The organism is Shimia sagamensis (assembly GCF_900182745.1).
In the GTDB taxonomy this organism is placed as follows: domain Bacteria; phylum Pseudomonadota; class Alphaproteobacteria; order Rhodobacterales; family Rhodobacteraceae; genus Shimia; species Shimia sagamensis.
The window spans coordinates 738,465-754,102 of record NZ_FXTY01000001.1 but is presented as its reverse complement, the minus strand read 5'-3'; the positions used below and the strand labels follow the sequence as shown (position 1 = coordinate 754,102).

The window sequence follows — 15,638 nt, the reverse complement described above, 5'->3', positions numbered from 1 at the left end:
CTCTCCCATGGCTGATGCACTGACCGGTTGATCCGATCAGCCTCCCCCATGGTGGCAATGTCAGGCAGTTAAGGACCTTGGCAGAGGCCCTGCTCCAGTTGATCCGGAGCGCTTACTTACAGCGTTTCTCAGCGTCTTCTACGGCGGCTGTGAAGCCACGCAAGGAGAACGTGTCACTGGTTTTGGTGCCACGTGACGAGCGGCCATTAAACGTCGCATCCGCGCCGCGCTTCATCGCAGCCACCATCTTGGCATCATCGCCAGATGAGGCAGGCCACGCCCACTCCCCATCTGTGATCATCACAAAGGCTTGTCCATCGATGGTCACATCCACTGTTGAGCCACCCGCAAAAGGATAGCCGCCGGTAAAGCCCACCTGGCCAGCGACATCAGAAGTTGGCACAAATGACACGAGCAACAGGATGTCACTGCGGCGCACCGCAACAACCTGTCCGCCACGTGTGTTCACACTCTCTTTGGCAGTGCTCACCGCCCAGCATTCCCGCTTGCTGCTGTCTTTGTGCTCAAAGACGCTCCAGTCGGTAATAGCGTTGACCTGATTTTCGCTTGCGGCCTGTGCCGATACCATACCACCCCAAACCGCAGTTGCGGTCACGGCCAGCGCTTTCACCAAACGTGATGTCATGCTCTTTACAGCCTCCAAGCTGTGTATTGCCTCTTGTCGTCCGCCCGTTGGCTTTGCACCATTTGAAGTGGGCTGGACTTTGTTATACGCGATACGCAGAGTTTAGCCCATATTTGTTGCCACGCGAAAGACCCGTTGGCACAAAATTGCCAACAATTGCGAGAGAAACTATGACCAAAGCCGTGCCTATGACCGAAATCTGGCGAGGAGACATCCTGGAGAGCATGCATTCCGGCCATGCGGTGGTCTGTAATGCAGATGGGGACATCGTGCATGCTTGGGGTGATCCCGACGCAATTGTGCTGCCACGTAGTTCCTCCAAGATGATCCAGGCCCTGCCTTTGGTGGAGAGCGGCGCAGCTGATGCAGCGGGTTTGTCAGAGCAACATCTGGCCCTAGCCTGCGCGTCGCACAATGGCTCAGCCATTCACAACGACATGGTTAACGCTTGGCTGGCAGCTCAAGGGTTTGGCGATGAGGATCTGATCTGCGGCCCACAAGAGCCGCGCGACATTGGCATCCGGGACGCGTTGATCCGCTGCAACGACCCGGTGTGCCGTGTGCATAACAACTGCTCAGGCAAACACACCGGTTTCCTCACCCTGTCCAAACATCTTGGCGCGGGTGGAAACTACACCGACATGGATCACCCCGTGCAAAAGGCTGTGCTTGCTGCACACGAAGAGCTGACCCATGAGACCAGCACTGGCTACGGCATCGATGGTTGCTCCGCTCCCAACCACGCCAGCACGCTCAAAGGCATGGCCCGCGCCATGGCATTCTACGCAGCTGCTCGCGAAGGCAATGGCACCCGCGAAACGGCCGCGGCTCGTTTGCGCACTGCTATGGCAAAACACCCTGAATATGTCGCTGGTGAGGGCCGCGCCTGCACCAACTTGATGCGCGCGATGGGACATTCGGTGGCCATCAAAACTGGGGCGGAGGCCTATTTTGTCGCCATGTTGCCGGAACAAAAGCTGGGCGTGGCTCTAAAAATCATCGATGGTGCCACCCGTGCGTCAGAAAACGCTCTGGCCGCCATTTTGGTGAAACTGGGCGTGCTCGACCCCAAGCACCCCGAGGCGCAAAAATACCTCGATGCACCGATCCGTAATTGGGATGGCTTGCAAACTGGGGTAATGCGCGCGGCTTCAACTCTGAGCTAACCAAAAGGCGGCTCATAACCGCCTTACATCTCTATCGCTTCGGCCACTTCCACGGTGCCCATTCCGTGTTCCAGAATTGGGCACCCTTTTGCGATCTCGCAGGCGGATTCCATATCGGCCGCCTTGACCAACGTGTACCCCGACACCGGATTGGCGCCGCCGTCATGCCCAATGCCATGCACGGTGACGGTCTTGGACATGCCTGCCGGGTTGCCGCCATCCACCAAATCCTCGCCGATGCCCTCCATCCACTTTGTCCAGGCGGCCATAACTTTTTCACCCTCTTCCGACGTCTCCGGTCGTCCGCCACCGTGATAAATAAACATAAATTTGGGCATGGTACGTCTCCTTTCGACACAAAATTGGTCATGAAAGCCCTCAGGTGCGCGCAGTGAAATAAGCCACGCGCATCCCAAGATACCATAATTTAGCGTTTTAGTCGTCAGTGCCACTCAGGTCACTGGTTTGCCAGCGATCCCCAACAGGCATCGCCGCAAGGATGCCCGGGATCCCTAGGGCAACCGCGTCTTTCAAACGCACAACTTAGATTTTGGGAAGACGGTCTAGTTCTTTGTAAAACTGACCGTCTTTGGTCCGTTCTAGATCAACACGGTTGTTCATGGCCTGCTCGCGTTCGTTGGCCAGATAGTCGTTACCGTCCGTGATCACCCGCTTCAGCAACGCGCGTAGCTCATCTGCGTTGCGATAGAGATAGCAGAACGCATTTTGCTCTTCAAAATCTTCAGCAACCAGCGCCGGTGGCTGTGGGTAATAAAGAAAGACTGGAACGTTGATAAAAAGGCATTCCGTCACCGCAGCAGAGATATCACAGATCACAAAGCGAAGTGGCTTTTTCAGAATGTCGCGAAGCTGCGTTGATTGGTCAGGCACATGAAGCCCCAACTTGCGGGCTCCACTGTCATCCCCTTCATCCAGCGCAGATTGGCGAGAAGCCTGGTCATCAGCAACAATCCGGGACACCGATTTCACATCTGCAGGCGCAGACCAAGGGTGCAACTTTAAGAATCCAGCTGCATTCTCACCCAGACAGGCCTGAGCCTCCGCCGCCACTTTTCTTGTCAAATCCAGTGACGAATAATTGGTATTCGCATAGTAGCCACGCCAAGTCGGAAAATAACCCCACTGGTTACGCTCGGCTAAGTCATAGGTGGGCAGCTTTTTCAGCCAATCTCGCATCCATGGTTGGCCGATAATGGGGAACTTCACGCCAGAAAAATCTCCTGACACCCGATCAAATCGATCGCGGTGCGCCTGACCGGCCACCCAAACTTCGTCATAAAGACGAAAACACTTGTTGGCGCTGGACGCCTTATTGCTGTCTCCATGACCCAGAAACACATGGGTTAAGTCCGTATTGCGCACGGCCTGCATGTTCACACCGTTGTTGGCCGGATAGAACACAGCTTTGAGATTGGGCATACGTGCAAACAGCGGTTCGATTTGGGCCATCTGTGAGATTGGGTAGATGTCCGCGTCTTCATTCACTTCCCACCAGCTTGCAGAAAAGCGAAAGATCGACACATATGATCCAGGACGTTTCGCAAAGACCGGGTTCCACATGTCGTAGTGGCTGACCGCATTCTTTTCGCCATAATAGACCACGTATTCTACATCCGGCAGGACCGTGTCCCGCGTCGTCTCGTTCCTTGCAACAGCGTGGAAACAGACAGACCGTACCGATGCAGATGGCCCAGTGACCTTTTTGACAGACGGTGCATTCTGACGCGTAACAAAGGTGTTAGCAGACTTTCGGCCGACCTTTTTTACAAACTTAGTAAACATGGTTGATAATTCCGGAATCCGGCGACTTGAGCAGCTTCAAAACCTGCAAAGACACTTCTTCTGGCTGTAGCAACGTGCTTGGATCTTCGCCGGGGAAGGCGGCATGACGCATCGGTGTGTTTGCGCGACGTGGCACGATACAATTCACCCGCACAGCCTCAGGCGCCCATTCTTCGCACAACGCTTGAGTCAAATTGACAACCGCCGCCTTGGAGGAAGAATACACCGCGTAGTCTTTGCGGCCTCGGTAATAAGACGACGAAGACACCAACATCAGCTGACCTTTCGACTTCTTCAGGTAATCAAACGACAAGCGCGCAATGTTGAGGGCGCCCATATAATTGGTCTGTACCACCCGTTCCAGATCGCCCGGCTCAATCTCGGCCAGTTTGCCAATGTGCAGAACCCCGGCAAAATTGATCACCGCATCAATTGGACCTTTGGCAGCAGCGACCTCCAGCGTTTTGGCAACGTCGGCAGCCTTTGAGATATCACAGCCCGTGCCGCGAGATGCGCCATGGACAGTTGCGCCCAATTTTTCAAGATAGACCTGCGCATCTTCTCCAAGGCCAGAGCTGGCCCCGAAGATCACAATGTTCATCGCAGAAACGTCAACATCGGACTCCCGGGCTTGCGCCCCGGTCTGCCCAGTCATGATCAACTGCTCAGCCATGAACAAATCAATCGGGTGGGTAATCTTGATGTTGCTCTCATCCCCATCGATCAAGCCAATCGTCGCTTCGGGACGAGCGGCCAGATACATACCGCAATCATCGGTAAAAGTGGCGGCGGCCAGATCGGGCACTTCGTCAATCACTTGGCGAAATGTACCGAGCCAGAACCCTTGCGGCGTTTGCCCTCGGCGGAACGCTTCTCGGCGTGGGATTTGACCAATCAGATCCACCGCCTCTGGGTTCACCTCAACCAATGTGTCAGAAGAGGGGATCACCACATCAACCGCGTCATATGTGTCAAGGCCACTGTAGCACGAGTTGATCACATCATGTTTGATAAACGGGCGCACGCCGTCATGCACCAAAACCTTTGTTGCAGCCGGCCCGTCAACGGCCATCAGGCCGGCACGAGTGGATTCCAAACGGTTTGCGCCACCCTCGACGATTTTGATGGAAGGATGTGCAATGTCAGAGACAATTTTTTTCGCCTCTTCCAAGATCGTGCCACGGCTGACTAGAATGATCTGTTTAACGCTTTCGCAAGCCGCAACGTTCTCCAACGTGTGATGCAGGATCGTCTTGCCTGCCAGCATTGCGAGCTGCTTTGGCTTTTCAGACCGAAATCGTGTGCCAGACCCGCCGGCAAGGATGATAAAAGCTGACGCACTCATTTGCCCAGCACCGTTTTAGAGAGACTTTTCATCTGCGCCTCTAATTTACTGAGTCTGCCGCGGGTGTTATTGGATTGCCACAGCAAGCGCTGTTGTAGATGTTCGGCTGTTTGATTGGGCAGAGTGGGCATTTCACCAGGGAACTCAGCCGAGGCCAGGTCACGTGCGAACGCAGCACCTTTGTCTTCGCCGTCTTGGTAGATATGGCGTAAGTTGTTCTTCTCAAGGAATGAGATCCATGTATCGAACCGGGTCTTGTGATTTTTCTGCAGCGGCCCGTAGTCGGCCTCTTTGTATAGCTGGTGTGCCACTACGGTGGTCGTGATATCCGTCATCGGCTTATGCGGAATTTCAAAATAACGGGCCAACTCCAACGTCCGACTGTCATGCGCCAGCACAAATGACGGGGTACCCGCCAGCAGCCCCATTACGTTACCGTGAATGCGGGTGCCAAAAACAAAGTCATAATTGCGCAGATGATCCAGCCACGTCTTTGTGTCGATAAACATACGAATGCGGTCTTCTGCAAACATTGGGTGATCCGTGGTTTTTGGAAAAACCTTGCCAAATTTGGGAAGAAACTTTCCGTCCCAGAGCACTTGATCAAGGCTTTCGTTATTCTGCGGCACATAAGTAAGTGAATTGTAGTACTTATAGTTCCGTTCAAAGATCTTACCGATACCAGGTACATAAGGTGAGACGTTCATCGACACCTTATGAGACTTCAACAGCTTCCGTCTCTTTTTTATCTTCGGAAATTCAGGGCCATAATAGAACATTGATGGGCAACCAATAATGTCGACCTCATCATCCGAAAAGCCAAGACTTCTGATGAACTCATAGGTGTATTCGCCGCGCACCCCAATCGAAGCAGAACGCTTCAATACTGCCTTACAAAAAGCTCGGACGTCGTCGCCCATTTCTGCAATCGCTTCGGGAGAGGCGTCAAGACCAGCCTGCGCGCCAACACCGGTGACCACTACAGGAATATCCAGCTTTTCGATCAGCGCAGTGAAGTTGCGCAGATGGGCCAAAAAGGAAGTGCGGAACGCATTGGCAAAAGGCAGGACAAGCACATCGTAATTGGCATTGACCTCCGCTGCGCGCTTGGGGTTGGCTGAATAGCCATTCATTGCAAGCGTGGTGTCTTTGGTCGACAGGCTGCGCCAGACAGATTCCGCGAAGATCAAGTTGCCGCTGTTGGTACCCAGCGTGTTTTTGGCAAGCGTGTCTTCATAGGAGACATAATTAAACGGGGATTTACCGCCGCGCATCAGAATACGGGTCATATGAAATAGCCTTGGATAACTGCGTTCTTCCCACCCGCTCAAGGGGTTGAATTTGACATAATGTGGTTGACCTATCAACGCAAGCGGTCGTTAATTTGCCAGTCGGAGTGCCGGTCAAAATTGTGGCTGCCCACCCTTTGACAAGACTGAACCTAAAAACGTCACAGATGTGCGCCCTTGGTCCCAGTTCTTTTCCTAAAAAGCGAGCATTAAGCTAAAGTTAAAATTTGAGAAAATCTATAATCCAACCGGAGTAAACTGCACCGCCGAAGTGAAGCATCTTTCCAGTGGCGCCTAACTGACTACTCCGCCGGTCTCAAAGTACATCCCAAAGCAGCTTGAGCGCCAACACCATTGACGTCACCACCAACAAAGGTCGGATGAGCTTTGCCCCTTTTGCCATCGCCATTTTTGCGCCCAGCGCAGCACCGAACATCTGCATCACCCCCATGGCTAGACCAATAGCCCAAAGCGGTTCCGCCACCAGAACAAACCCAGCCAGGCCGCCCACATTTGAGGCAAAGTTCAACAGCTTTGTATGGGCCGTGGCCTTCAGGATGCCGTAGCCGCCCAGCGCCACAAATGCGATCATGTAAAAGCTACCGGCTCCAGGTCCAAGCAAGCCGTCATAACCCCCGACAAAAGGCACCGCAGTCCAAGTGAAGGCCAGTGGTGACAGCCGTGCTGTTTTGTCCATGTCGCCCGGATCTTTGCGAAAGGCAAAGAACAAGGCAATGCCGATCAGCAGAACCGGCAGGATTAAACGTATCCAATCTGTCGGCAGAACCGACACAAGCAAGGCCCCCGCCAAGGAGGCGACAAAGGCAAGCCCAGCTGGCAAAAGCTGCTCACGCAGGTTCACCAGGCCGCTTCTAGCGTAGGAATAGGCCGCTGTGCCCGACCCAAACATGCCTTGGATTTTGTTGGTCGCCAGCGCCGCCACGGGGGGTACACCGGCAATCATCAACGCCGGGAGAGTGATCAACCCACCGCCCCCGGCAATCGCATCTACAAATCCCGCAAAAAACCCAGCTGCCAAAAGGATCAGCAGTCCTTCAAGTCCAAATTCCAACACGGTTCAGAGCCCTTTAAAGTCAGATTTGGCGTAGCCCTGAATGTAGAGCAGCGCCGTCAGATCACCGTGATTGATGCGAATGTCACATTCAGCGGCCACCGATGGTTTGGCATGCAGCGCGACGCCAGCCCCCGCCAATCCCAACATGCCCAGGTCATTGGCCCCGTCCCCAACGGCCATCACGTCGTCATGGGTCAAATCAAGACGCTTTGTGATATCTTTCAACGCCCGCACTTTGGCTTCGCGTCCCAAGATCGGCCGCCCAACTTCTCCGGTCAGTTTACCTTCTTCGACCAGCAGCGTGTTCGCGCGGTTCTCATCAAAGCCCAGTTCGTTCGCCACCTTGGCGGTAAAGGCCGTAAACCCACCCGATACCAATGCCGCATAAGCGCCTTGCGCCTTCATGGTTGCCAAAAGCGCTTTGCCTCCCGGCATAAAGGTAATGCGCTCGGCCAGCACTTTGCCAATCACGCTTTCATTCAAACCTTTGAGCAATCCAACCCGCTCGGTCAGCGCGCCGTCAAAACCCAATTCTCCGTTCATCGCCCGCGCGGTGATGTCTTTTACCCGCTCACCCACGCCGGCTTCATCGGCCAGCTCGTCAATGCACTCCTGCTGGATCATGGTGCTGTCCATATCCGCCAGCAGCATTTTTTTACGGCGACCCTCGGTGGGCACCACCACAAGGTCCACGCCCATCTGCTGCAAATCCGCCCAAACGTCCCACCGATTATCCGGCATGTCAGGCACACTAAACTCCGCCGCCTCATCAGGTGCCAGCCAAACCGCATCACCTCCACCCCATGCGTTGCGCAAATTGTCGACCAATGCGGGGTCCAAATTAGCAGAAGTTGGCGAAGTCAGAAGCGTGGCAGTAAACATCAAGGTCCTCGGTTGGTCAGCGCGGGATGAGTTGACGCTGCATAGACCACGACCAGCCGCCTTGCGCCAGCAAAGGATTGTAACCGGTGCAATCAGATGCCCGCCTCAAGAGCCCGCTTGTTTCCTATAGTGGTCAAAACGCGTCGCTTTTGATGTGCAAACTGTCGGGAACTCACATTTTCCCTGTTGTGCAGTCGCAGCATCCCTTCTATCTCGGTCCGTGGGACACCTCTCCCCAACGAGAGGCATTTATCTGTAAGGATAGCATTGATGGCTACTCAGCAACCGGCAACGCGGCCGGCCAACCCGCGTTTTTCCTCTGGCCCATGTGCCAAACCCCCCACATTTGATGTCACAAAACTGGCCGACGCCGCTCTGGGTCGCAGCCACCGCGCAGCCGTTGGCAAAGCCAAGCTGAAGGACGCCATCGAAGGCACCCGCGACGTTTTGGGCATCCCCGCAGATTACCGCATTGGCATTGTGCCAGCGTCCGACACCGGCGCGGTTGAAATGGCGCTCTGGTCCCTTTTGGGTGCACGCACAGTTGAAATGCTTGCATGGGAAAGCTTTGGCGCAGGTTGGATCACTGATGTTGTGAAACAGCTGAAAATCGACGCTGATGTGAAAACCGCCGAGTATGGCCAGATCGTTGATCTCGCGACAGTTGATACCAAAAACAACGATGTTGTCTTCACATGGAACGGCACCACCTCCGGCGTGCGTGTGCCAAATGCGGACTGGATTGCCGATGACCGCGACGGTCTGACCATTTGTGATGCGACCTCCGCAGCCTTCGCCATGGACCTGCCATGGGACAAGCTGGATGTGACCACGTTCTCTTGGCAGAAAGTACTAGGCGGCGAAGCAGCCCACGGCGTGATCGTGCTCTCCCCGGCTGCCGTTGCGCGTCTGGAAAGCTATACCCCCGCATGGCCACTGCCAAAAATCTTCCGCCTGACCAAAGGCGGCAAGCTGATCGAAGGCATCTTCACCGGCGCGACCATCAACACGCCGTCGATGCTGGCCGTCGAAGACTACCTCTTCGCGCTGGACTGGGCCCGCTCTGAAGGTGGCCTGAAGGGTCTGATCGCGCGGGCTGACGCCAACGCCAAAGCGGTGTTTGATTTCTGCGACGCCAACGACTGGATCGCCAATCTGGCCGAAGACGACACGACACGCTCCAACACCTCCGTGTGTCTGAAGTTCACCGATGACCGCATTCAGGACGGTGCAGCCTTTGCCAAGGCCGTGGCCAAACGTCTGGAAGCGGAAAACATCGCTCTGGACATCGGCGCCTACCGCGACGCGCCAGCCGGTCTGCGCATCTGGTGCGGTGGCACAGTTGAGACTGCGGATCTTGAAGCCATGCTGCCATGGCTGACCTGGGCCTTTGAGGCCGAGATCGCCGCGCAAGCGTAAGACCCTTTGCCCGGCGGCAACGCCGGGCCGCGCCCGACCCTTCCGTTTTGCCGAAGGCAAACTTTCAGTTTGACGGGAGGGCGCTTTCAGCCCCCAGCCAGGGTCAGGCGCAACCCTATCAAACCCATTCAGGCCACACCCGGCCCCCGACATCAAAGGACGCTCCACATGGCTCCCAAAGTACTCGTCTCCGACAAACTCAGCGAAACCGCCGTTCAGATTTTCCGCGATCGTGGCATCGACGTCGACTTCCTGCCGGACCTCGGCAAGGATAAAGACAAGCTGGCCGAAGTGATTGGCCAATACGACGGTCTGGCGATCCGCTCCGCCACCAAGGCGACCGCCAAGCTTCTGGAAAAAGCTGACAACCTGAAAGTCATCGGCCGCGCCGGCATTGGCACCGACAACGTCGACAAAGAAGCCGCCTCCAAAAAAGGTGTGATCGTGATGAACACGCCGTTTGGCAACATGATCACCACCGCCGAACACGCCATCGCGATGATGTTCGCCGTGGCGCGTCAGATCCCTGAAGCCAGCGAATCCACCCACGCCGGCAAATGGGAAAAGTCCAAGTTCATGGGCACCGAGTTGACCAACAAAACCCTTGGCGTGATTGGCGCGGGCAACATCGGCGGCATCGTTTGTGACCGCGCCCGTGGCCTGAAGATGAAAGTGATCGCGTACGATCCCTTCTTGTCCGAAGAAAAAGCTGACAAAATGGGCATTGAAAAAGTGGAGCTCGAAGAGCTGCTGCCACGCGCTGACTTCATCACCCTGCACGTGCCGTTCACTGACGCGACCGCCAACATCCTGTCGGCCGAGAACCTCGCCAAAACCAAAAAGGGCGTGCGTATTGTCAACTGTGCCCGCGGTGGTCTTGTCGACGAAGAAGCGCTTGCCGAGCTGCTGAAATCCGGCCACGTCGCGGGCGCAGCTTTTGACGTGTTCAAAGAAGAGCCAGCCAAAGAAAACGCCCTGTTCAACCTTCCAAACGTTGTCTGCACGCCTCACTTAGGCGCGGCCACCACTGAAGCGCAAGAGAACGTGGCGCTGCAAGTGGCTGAGCAGATGTCCAACTACCTGCTGACCGGCGCTGTGGAAAACGCGCTAAACATGCCCTCCGTGACTGCGGAAGAAGCCAAGGTCATGGGCCCATGGATCAAGCTTGCGGAGCACCTTGGCTCTTTCTCCGGGCAGATGACCGACGAGCCGATCACCGCCATCAACATCCTGTATGACGGTGTTGTCTCTGATATGAACCTTGCTGCGCTGAACTGTGCTGTTGTGGCGGGCATCATGAAAAAGGCCAACCCCGACGTGAACATGGTTTCCGCGCCAGTTGTGGCCAAAGAGCGTGGCATTCAGATCTCCACCACCAACCAGGACAAATCCGGCACCTTTGATGGCTACATCAAAGTGACGGTGGTGACTGACAAACGTGAGCGCTCCATCGCGGGCACCGTATTCTCTGATGGCAAGCCACGGTTCATCCAGATCAAAGGCATCAACATTGACGCCGAAGTGGGCGCAAACATGCTCTACACCACCAACGAAGACGTGCCTGGCATCATTGGTACGCTGGGTCAGACCTTGGGCGAAAACGGCGTGAACATCGCGAACTTTACCCTTGGCCGCGCAGATGTTGGTGGCGAGGCTATCGCGCTTCTTTATGTGGACGAACCTGTGCCAGCAGACGCCCGCGCCAAACTGGCTGAAACCGATATGTTCCGCCAAATCAAACCACTGGTGTTTGACGTCGCTTAAGCGCTGGCATCTAATAACTGAAACGCCGCTCCTTTTGGGGCGGCGTTTTTCATTCGCCGATTGGTTGCACTCCCCGACAGAGCAGTGAACAGTGTGGTCATTGATCAAAGCCAGTTACCGAGGACCGCATCATGATGACCACTTTGCTTGAGAAATCCGAAGACAACACCCCAACACCTGCCCGTGTTGAGCAACTGTTTTTCCAAAGCCGGAACGTGATTGTGGCCGGTCAAATCGATGACAAACTGGCACAGCGTACCGTGACTCATCTTCTTGCTCTGGCAGAGGAAAGTGACGCGCCCATCAACATGTTCATCTCTTCCCCAGGTGGCCACGTGGAAAGCGGCGACATGGTGCATGACATGATTGGCTTCATCAAACCCACTGTGCGCACCATTGGCACCGGCTGGGTGGCCAGCGCAGGGGCGCTGATCTTTGTGGGCGCCAAGCCAGAAAACCGTTTTTGCCTGCCCAACACCCGCTTCCTTCTGCATCAACCTTCTGGTGGCATTGGCGGTCAGGCCACCGACATGGAAATTCAGGCGCAACAGATCCGTATCATGCGCGAGCGGTTTGATGTGCTCTTTTCAAATGCAACAGGTCAGACCAAGGAAAAAATCGCAACGGACACGGCGCGTGATTTTTGGCTCACAGCCCAAGAAGCCATCGATTACGGGCTATGCGGCAACATCATTCAGTCAGCAGACGCGCTGAAATGACGTCTCCTATCTACGCCATCGGCGACATCCACGGCTATCTCGACAAACTAGAAGAGGTTATGGACCAGATTGTCGCTGACGGCGGACCTGACGCAGAGGTTGTGTTTTTGGGCGATCTCGTTGACCGGGGGCCAGACAGCAAGGGTGTGATTGATTTTGTGCTCAATGGGCTGAAACAGGGTCGTAACTGGACCGTATTGAACGGCAACCATGACCGCATGTTCCGCTACTTTATGGAGCCATCCCCCCGCGTAGACATGCGCCTGCGACCGGACCTGTATTGGTTGCACGAACGGCTTGGTGGACGCGAAACTCTGGCCTCTTACGGGCTGCATTTTGGTGCCGAAGCCCGCCTGTCAGAAATCCACGCCGCTGCGCGTGCAACTGTGCCGGCAGAGCACGTCGCGTTTCTGACCAAGCTGCCATATACTGAGCAAAGCAAGGGTCTGCTCTTTGTGCATGCAGGTATCGTCCCAGAGGTGCCTTTGGCGGACCAATCAAATGATGATCTGTGCTGGATTAGAGACGATTTTTTGTCCTATCTACAGCCACACCCTTGGCTGGTCGTGCATGGCCACACACCTGTTGAGCACGCCTCACACCACGGCAATCGTGTGAACCTCGACACAGGGGCCGGGTACGGACGACCCGTTTCAGCCGCAGTTTTTGAGGACGGCAGAGTATGGTCATTGCAGCCCGAAGGTCGCCAAGAGCTTTTGCCAAATCCATAACAGCTACAATGGCAAAAACGCGCACCGAAGTGTGTGTTTTGAATTTGGCTTGCCATACAAGTGGGGCACTTTTATACCCCACTCCGGCGCCGCTGTAGCTCAGCTGGTAGAGCACGTCATTCGTAATGATGGGGTCGTAGGTTCGAGTCCTATCAGCGGCACCAGTTTCCCCACCTTGTCATCCGGTCCAGACCTCCGCCCCGGGCAGATCGTTGTAAACATGCGCCAGTCGGATCAGGCCGTCTGCACCCACACACTCTGTCTGCCAGGCTTTGGAACTGACACCCAACATGCGTGGCATCAGCATTGGCCAAAGCTGATTGTCCTCTGTGGTGAACTCAGACCAGAAAGTGCCCTGCACGCCGATGATGCGCTCTGCGAGGTCCGCATCTGGCACCGGCTCCCAGTTGATCGTGTCCGTAAGCGAGACAAACGCAGCCCAATTTGCGCCCCAGTCATCCTTGTCACTGGTTTGCGCCATGTCGAGATAGATGTGCTGTGCCGGGCTCATGACCACATCATAGCCATTGCGTGCCGCCTCCAAGCCAGGTCCCTGCCCAGTCCAGCTGAATAGGATCGCACCGTTGGCGATGCCGCCATTGGATCCTTTCGCAGCCTCCTCCCAGGCACAGGGGCGCTGGCCGTTTTCAACTGTCTTGGCCCCCAATTTCTGCATCATCCAGCCTTGCAGATCGTCGGTGGTTTCCAGCCCCTCACGTTTCATCAGGTCACGTGCCAGCGGGCTGCCCATCCAAGTGCCTTCCGGCAATTCATCACACCCCAGATGCAAGTGCTGGAACGGGAACAATGCACCTACTTCGGCCATGATGGCTTCCAATACATCCCAAGTCCGTGCAATCGCCGGGTTCACCGCGTTGCCTTTGTAGCCCTGCACGCTGACTTCGGCGCCATTGTCACTTGGATCGCGCAATTCGGGGAATACATGCGTCAGCGCAATCGCATGTGCAGGCACTTCAATCTCAGGCATCACTTCGATGTTGAGCGCCTTGGCATGCGCGATGATTTTGCGCGCCGTGTCTTTGGAATAGCTGCCGCCGGCCTCGATTGCGCCGGAGAACAAGGCTGGCAACAGATGCCCTTCGCCGCACAGCGCTGTTTTTTGCCACAGCTCCGGGAAACATTCGATTTCAAGGCGGAACGCTTCATCATCGGCAAAATGCCAATGGAAGCGGTTGAATTTCAACAGCGCCATCAGGTCGAGCAGGTCCAGTATGGTCTGCGGCTCATAAAAATGACGCGCTGTGTCCAGATGCTGTCCCCGCCAGGCAAACCGTGGCGCATCTTTGATCACACCACAAGGAAGTGATCCGTGTTGCAGCAAAGTCAACAAGGTGATGGCGCCGTAAAACTCGCCACCAAAGCCGCCGGCACGCAGGATCACACCATCGGTGGACACCTCCAGCTCATAGGCGTCTTCCGGCAAATCTGCGTGTTCAACTGTGACCTCTGTATCGCCGACAAAAGACCAACCACGGCGCGTAGCCAAGGCCGCCGCACTTTCAAACGCAGGGCTGTCACAGGCAAACCCAGAGGTTTCCAAAACACCTTCGGAGGCAGCCCAACTCTGTGGTTGGGGCACCAAAGGCAAACCTTCAACCGGCCCGAGATCCGGCAAAACTTGCGGACGGCACCCGGACTCAGGGATGGGCAATGCGATGATCTCTTTTCCGCACCGCAGATACGGCCCCAATGGCAACCAGGCGCGGTTGGCAGGTTTAAAGCCGCCAGCATATTGGATCACCAGTTCATAGGCGTCACCCGCCGCCAAATTTGGCAAGGCAATCTCTGTATAGCTGCCGAGCGTTTTCATCACTGTTCCGCCTGAAACAGCCTCAAATGGGCCCATGCCAGAGAAACAAAAAACCGGGGCGATCAGGTTACGCTCCGGTGTAAAAACACATGTGATGGTGTCGCCCGTGATACGGCTGTCGTAGTGCATGTCAGTCCAATCTGAGTTCGGAAACAAAGTCGTAAATGTCGGAGCGATACAGCCCCCGTGTCAGTTCAATTGGGCGACCAGAACCGAGGTAACCGGTTCGCACAATCTGCAGGACCGCACTGCCTTCCGGCAATTTCATCAAGTCTGCATCAGTCGGAGACAGGTTGAGCGCTGTGACCCGCTGGATCGCCCGCCTGGGTGCACTGTTGTCTCTGCGCAGAATCTCATAAAGTGAGGTCTCGATCAGCTCCGGATCACGCAGGATGTCGCGTGGCAAAGACGAATACTCCAGCGCAATGGGAACACCGCCGGCACTACGCAAACGGTTGATCCGTGAAACTTTTTCATGCGCGGCCAAACCTAGCGTGACCATTTCATCCGGGTTTGGCGAAAACAGACCCCGGGACAGCACTTCCGAGGTGGCTGTCATGCCACGTGCCTGCATGGTTTCGGTAAAAGACACCAGCGAGGACAGAGACTGCTCCAAACGCGGCGAGGCTTCAGCGACAAAAGACCCCGCGCCGCGCCGCTGCTCGATCAACCCTTCTTCGACAAGCTGCGCCACCGCTTTGCGGACGGTCACTCGAGAAATATCTGCCTTGTCCGCCAAATCCCGCTCCGGTGGCAGCTGATCACCTGGCTGCAGACGACCGGTGCGTATCTCTGTGGCGATGTGCCGGGACAGTTGCTGATACCGCGGTCCGCGACCCGCGCGATACCAAGTCTCCGGGTTAAAGATCGTGTCTGCAATGGTCATTTGATTTCCTGACATGGTCTAAAAAACAGTACCAATCTGCCAAAGTTACGCAAGTCCCCTTTGGAAACTATCTTTTACCTCA

The 15,638-nt window shown here is 55.6% G+C and carries 14 protein-coding genes and 1 tRNA gene; 6 read left to right on the top strand and 9 right to left on the bottom strand.

Annotated elements, in window-relative coordinates; translation table 11 throughout:
• Window positions 1-112 precede the first annotated feature (112 nt).
• On the bottom strand, window positions 113-646 hold the full coding sequence (locus QOL67_RS03465) for an invasion associated locus B family protein (protein WP_283424544.1): 534 nt from the start codon (window positions 644-646) through the stop codon (window positions 113-115).
• A 170-nt stretch (window positions 647-816) separates the two neighbouring features.
• Between QOL67_RS03465 and QOL67_RS03460 the strand changes: the two genes are divergently transcribed.
• The gene (locus QOL67_RS03460; RefSeq protein ID WP_283424543.1) at window positions 817-1,812 is read left to right on the top strand and encodes an asparaginase; all 996 of its coding nucleotides are present in this window, start codon (window positions 817-819) and stop codon (window positions 1,810-1,812) included.
• Between the two features lie 23 nt (window positions 1,813-1,835).
• On the opposite strand, the gene QOL67_RS03455 is transcribed toward QOL67_RS03460, so the two are convergent.
• The 6 genes from QOL67_RS03455 to serB all read right to left on the bottom strand — a co-directional run bounded on the left by QOL67_RS03455 (window position 1,836) and on the right by serB (window position 8,206).
• On the bottom strand, window positions 1,836-2,150 hold the full coding sequence (locus QOL67_RS03455) for a YciI family protein (protein ID WP_283424542.1): 315 nt from the start codon (window positions 2,148-2,150) through the stop codon (window positions 1,836-1,838).
• A 205-nt stretch (window positions 2,151-2,355) separates the two neighbouring features.
• On the bottom strand, window positions 2,356-3,615 hold the full coding sequence (locus QOL67_RS03450) for a hypothetical protein (RefSeq protein WP_283424541.1): 1,260 nt from the start codon (window positions 3,613-3,615) through the stop codon (window positions 2,356-2,358).
• Complete coding sequence (locus QOL67_RS03445) at window positions 3,605-4,960, bottom strand: bifunctional cytidylyltransferase/SDR family oxidoreductase (protein WP_283424540.1); 1,356 nt, start codon at window positions 4,958-4,960, stop codon at window positions 3,605-3,607. Before QOL67_RS03445 ends, QOL67_RS03450 begins: the two co-directional genes overlap by 11 nt.
• Window positions 4,957-6,249: a polysaccharide pyruvyl transferase family protein gene (locus QOL67_RS03440; protein ID WP_283424539.1), complete on the bottom strand. Its 1,293-nt coding sequence runs from the start codon at window positions 6,247-6,249 to the stop codon at window positions 4,957-4,959. The genes QOL67_RS03445 and QOL67_RS03440 overlap by 4 nt, the downstream gene beginning before the upstream one ends.
• A 316-nt stretch (window positions 6,250-6,565) precedes the next feature.
• The gene (locus QOL67_RS03435; protein ID WP_283424538.1) at window positions 6,566-7,324 is read right to left on the bottom strand and encodes a TSUP family transporter; all 759 of its coding nucleotides are present in this window, start codon (window positions 7,322-7,324) and stop codon (window positions 6,566-6,568) included.
• A 3-nt stretch (window positions 7,325-7,327) separates the two neighbouring features.
• Window positions 7,328-8,206, bottom strand: a complete 879-nt coding sequence (serB, locus tag QOL67_RS03430) for a phosphoserine phosphatase SerB (protein ID WP_283424537.1) — start codon at window positions 8,204-8,206, stop codon at window positions 7,328-7,330.
• Window positions 8,207-8,476: 270 nt separating this feature from the next.
• On the opposite strand from serB, the gene QOL67_RS03425 reads away from it, so the two are divergent.
• The 5 genes from QOL67_RS03425 to QOL67_RS03405 all read left to right on the top strand — a co-directional run bounded on the left by QOL67_RS03425 (window position 8,477) and on the right by QOL67_RS03405 (window position 13,003).
• Entirely contained in the window at window positions 8,477-9,625 is a 1,149-nt protein-coding gene (locus QOL67_RS03425) for a phosphoserine transaminase (protein WP_283424536.1), read from the top strand.
• A gap of 168 nt (window positions 9,626-9,793) precedes the next feature.
• On the top strand, window positions 9,794-11,389 hold the full coding sequence (gene serA / locus QOL67_RS03420; RefSeq protein WP_283424535.1) for a phosphoglycerate dehydrogenase: 1,596 nt from the start codon (window positions 9,794-9,796) through the stop codon (window positions 11,387-11,389).
• Window positions 11,390-11,520: 131 nt separating this feature from the next.
• The gene (locus tag QOL67_RS03415; protein ID WP_283424534.1) at window positions 11,521-12,108 is read left to right on the top strand and encodes an ATP-dependent Clp protease proteolytic subunit; all 588 of its coding nucleotides are present in this window, start codon (window positions 11,521-11,523) and stop codon (window positions 12,106-12,108) included.
• A complete protein-coding gene (locus QOL67_RS03410) occupies window positions 12,105-12,839 on the top strand; it encodes a metallophosphoesterase (protein ID WP_283424533.1) in 735 nt (244 codons plus the stop codon). Before QOL67_RS03415 ends, QOL67_RS03410 begins: the two co-directional genes overlap by 4 nt.
• Window positions 12,840-12,927: 88 nt before the next feature.
• Window positions 12,928-13,003 (top strand) — tRNA-Thr (locus QOL67_RS03405).
• Window positions 13,004-13,017: 14 nt separating this feature from the next.
• Here QOL67_RS03405 and QOL67_RS03400 read toward each other — a convergent pair.
• Window positions 13,018-14,799: a beta-N-acetylhexosaminidase gene (locus QOL67_RS03400; protein ID WP_283424532.1), complete on the bottom strand. Its 1,782-nt coding sequence runs from the start codon at window positions 14,797-14,799 to the stop codon at window positions 13,018-13,020.
• A gap of 1 nt (window position 14,800) precedes the next feature.
• Complete coding sequence (locus QOL67_RS03395) at window positions 14,801-15,556, bottom strand: GntR family transcriptional regulator (RefSeq protein WP_283424531.1); 756 nt, start codon at window positions 15,554-15,556, stop codon at window positions 14,801-14,803.
• Between the last annotated feature and the right edge of the window lie 82 nt (window positions 15,557-15,638).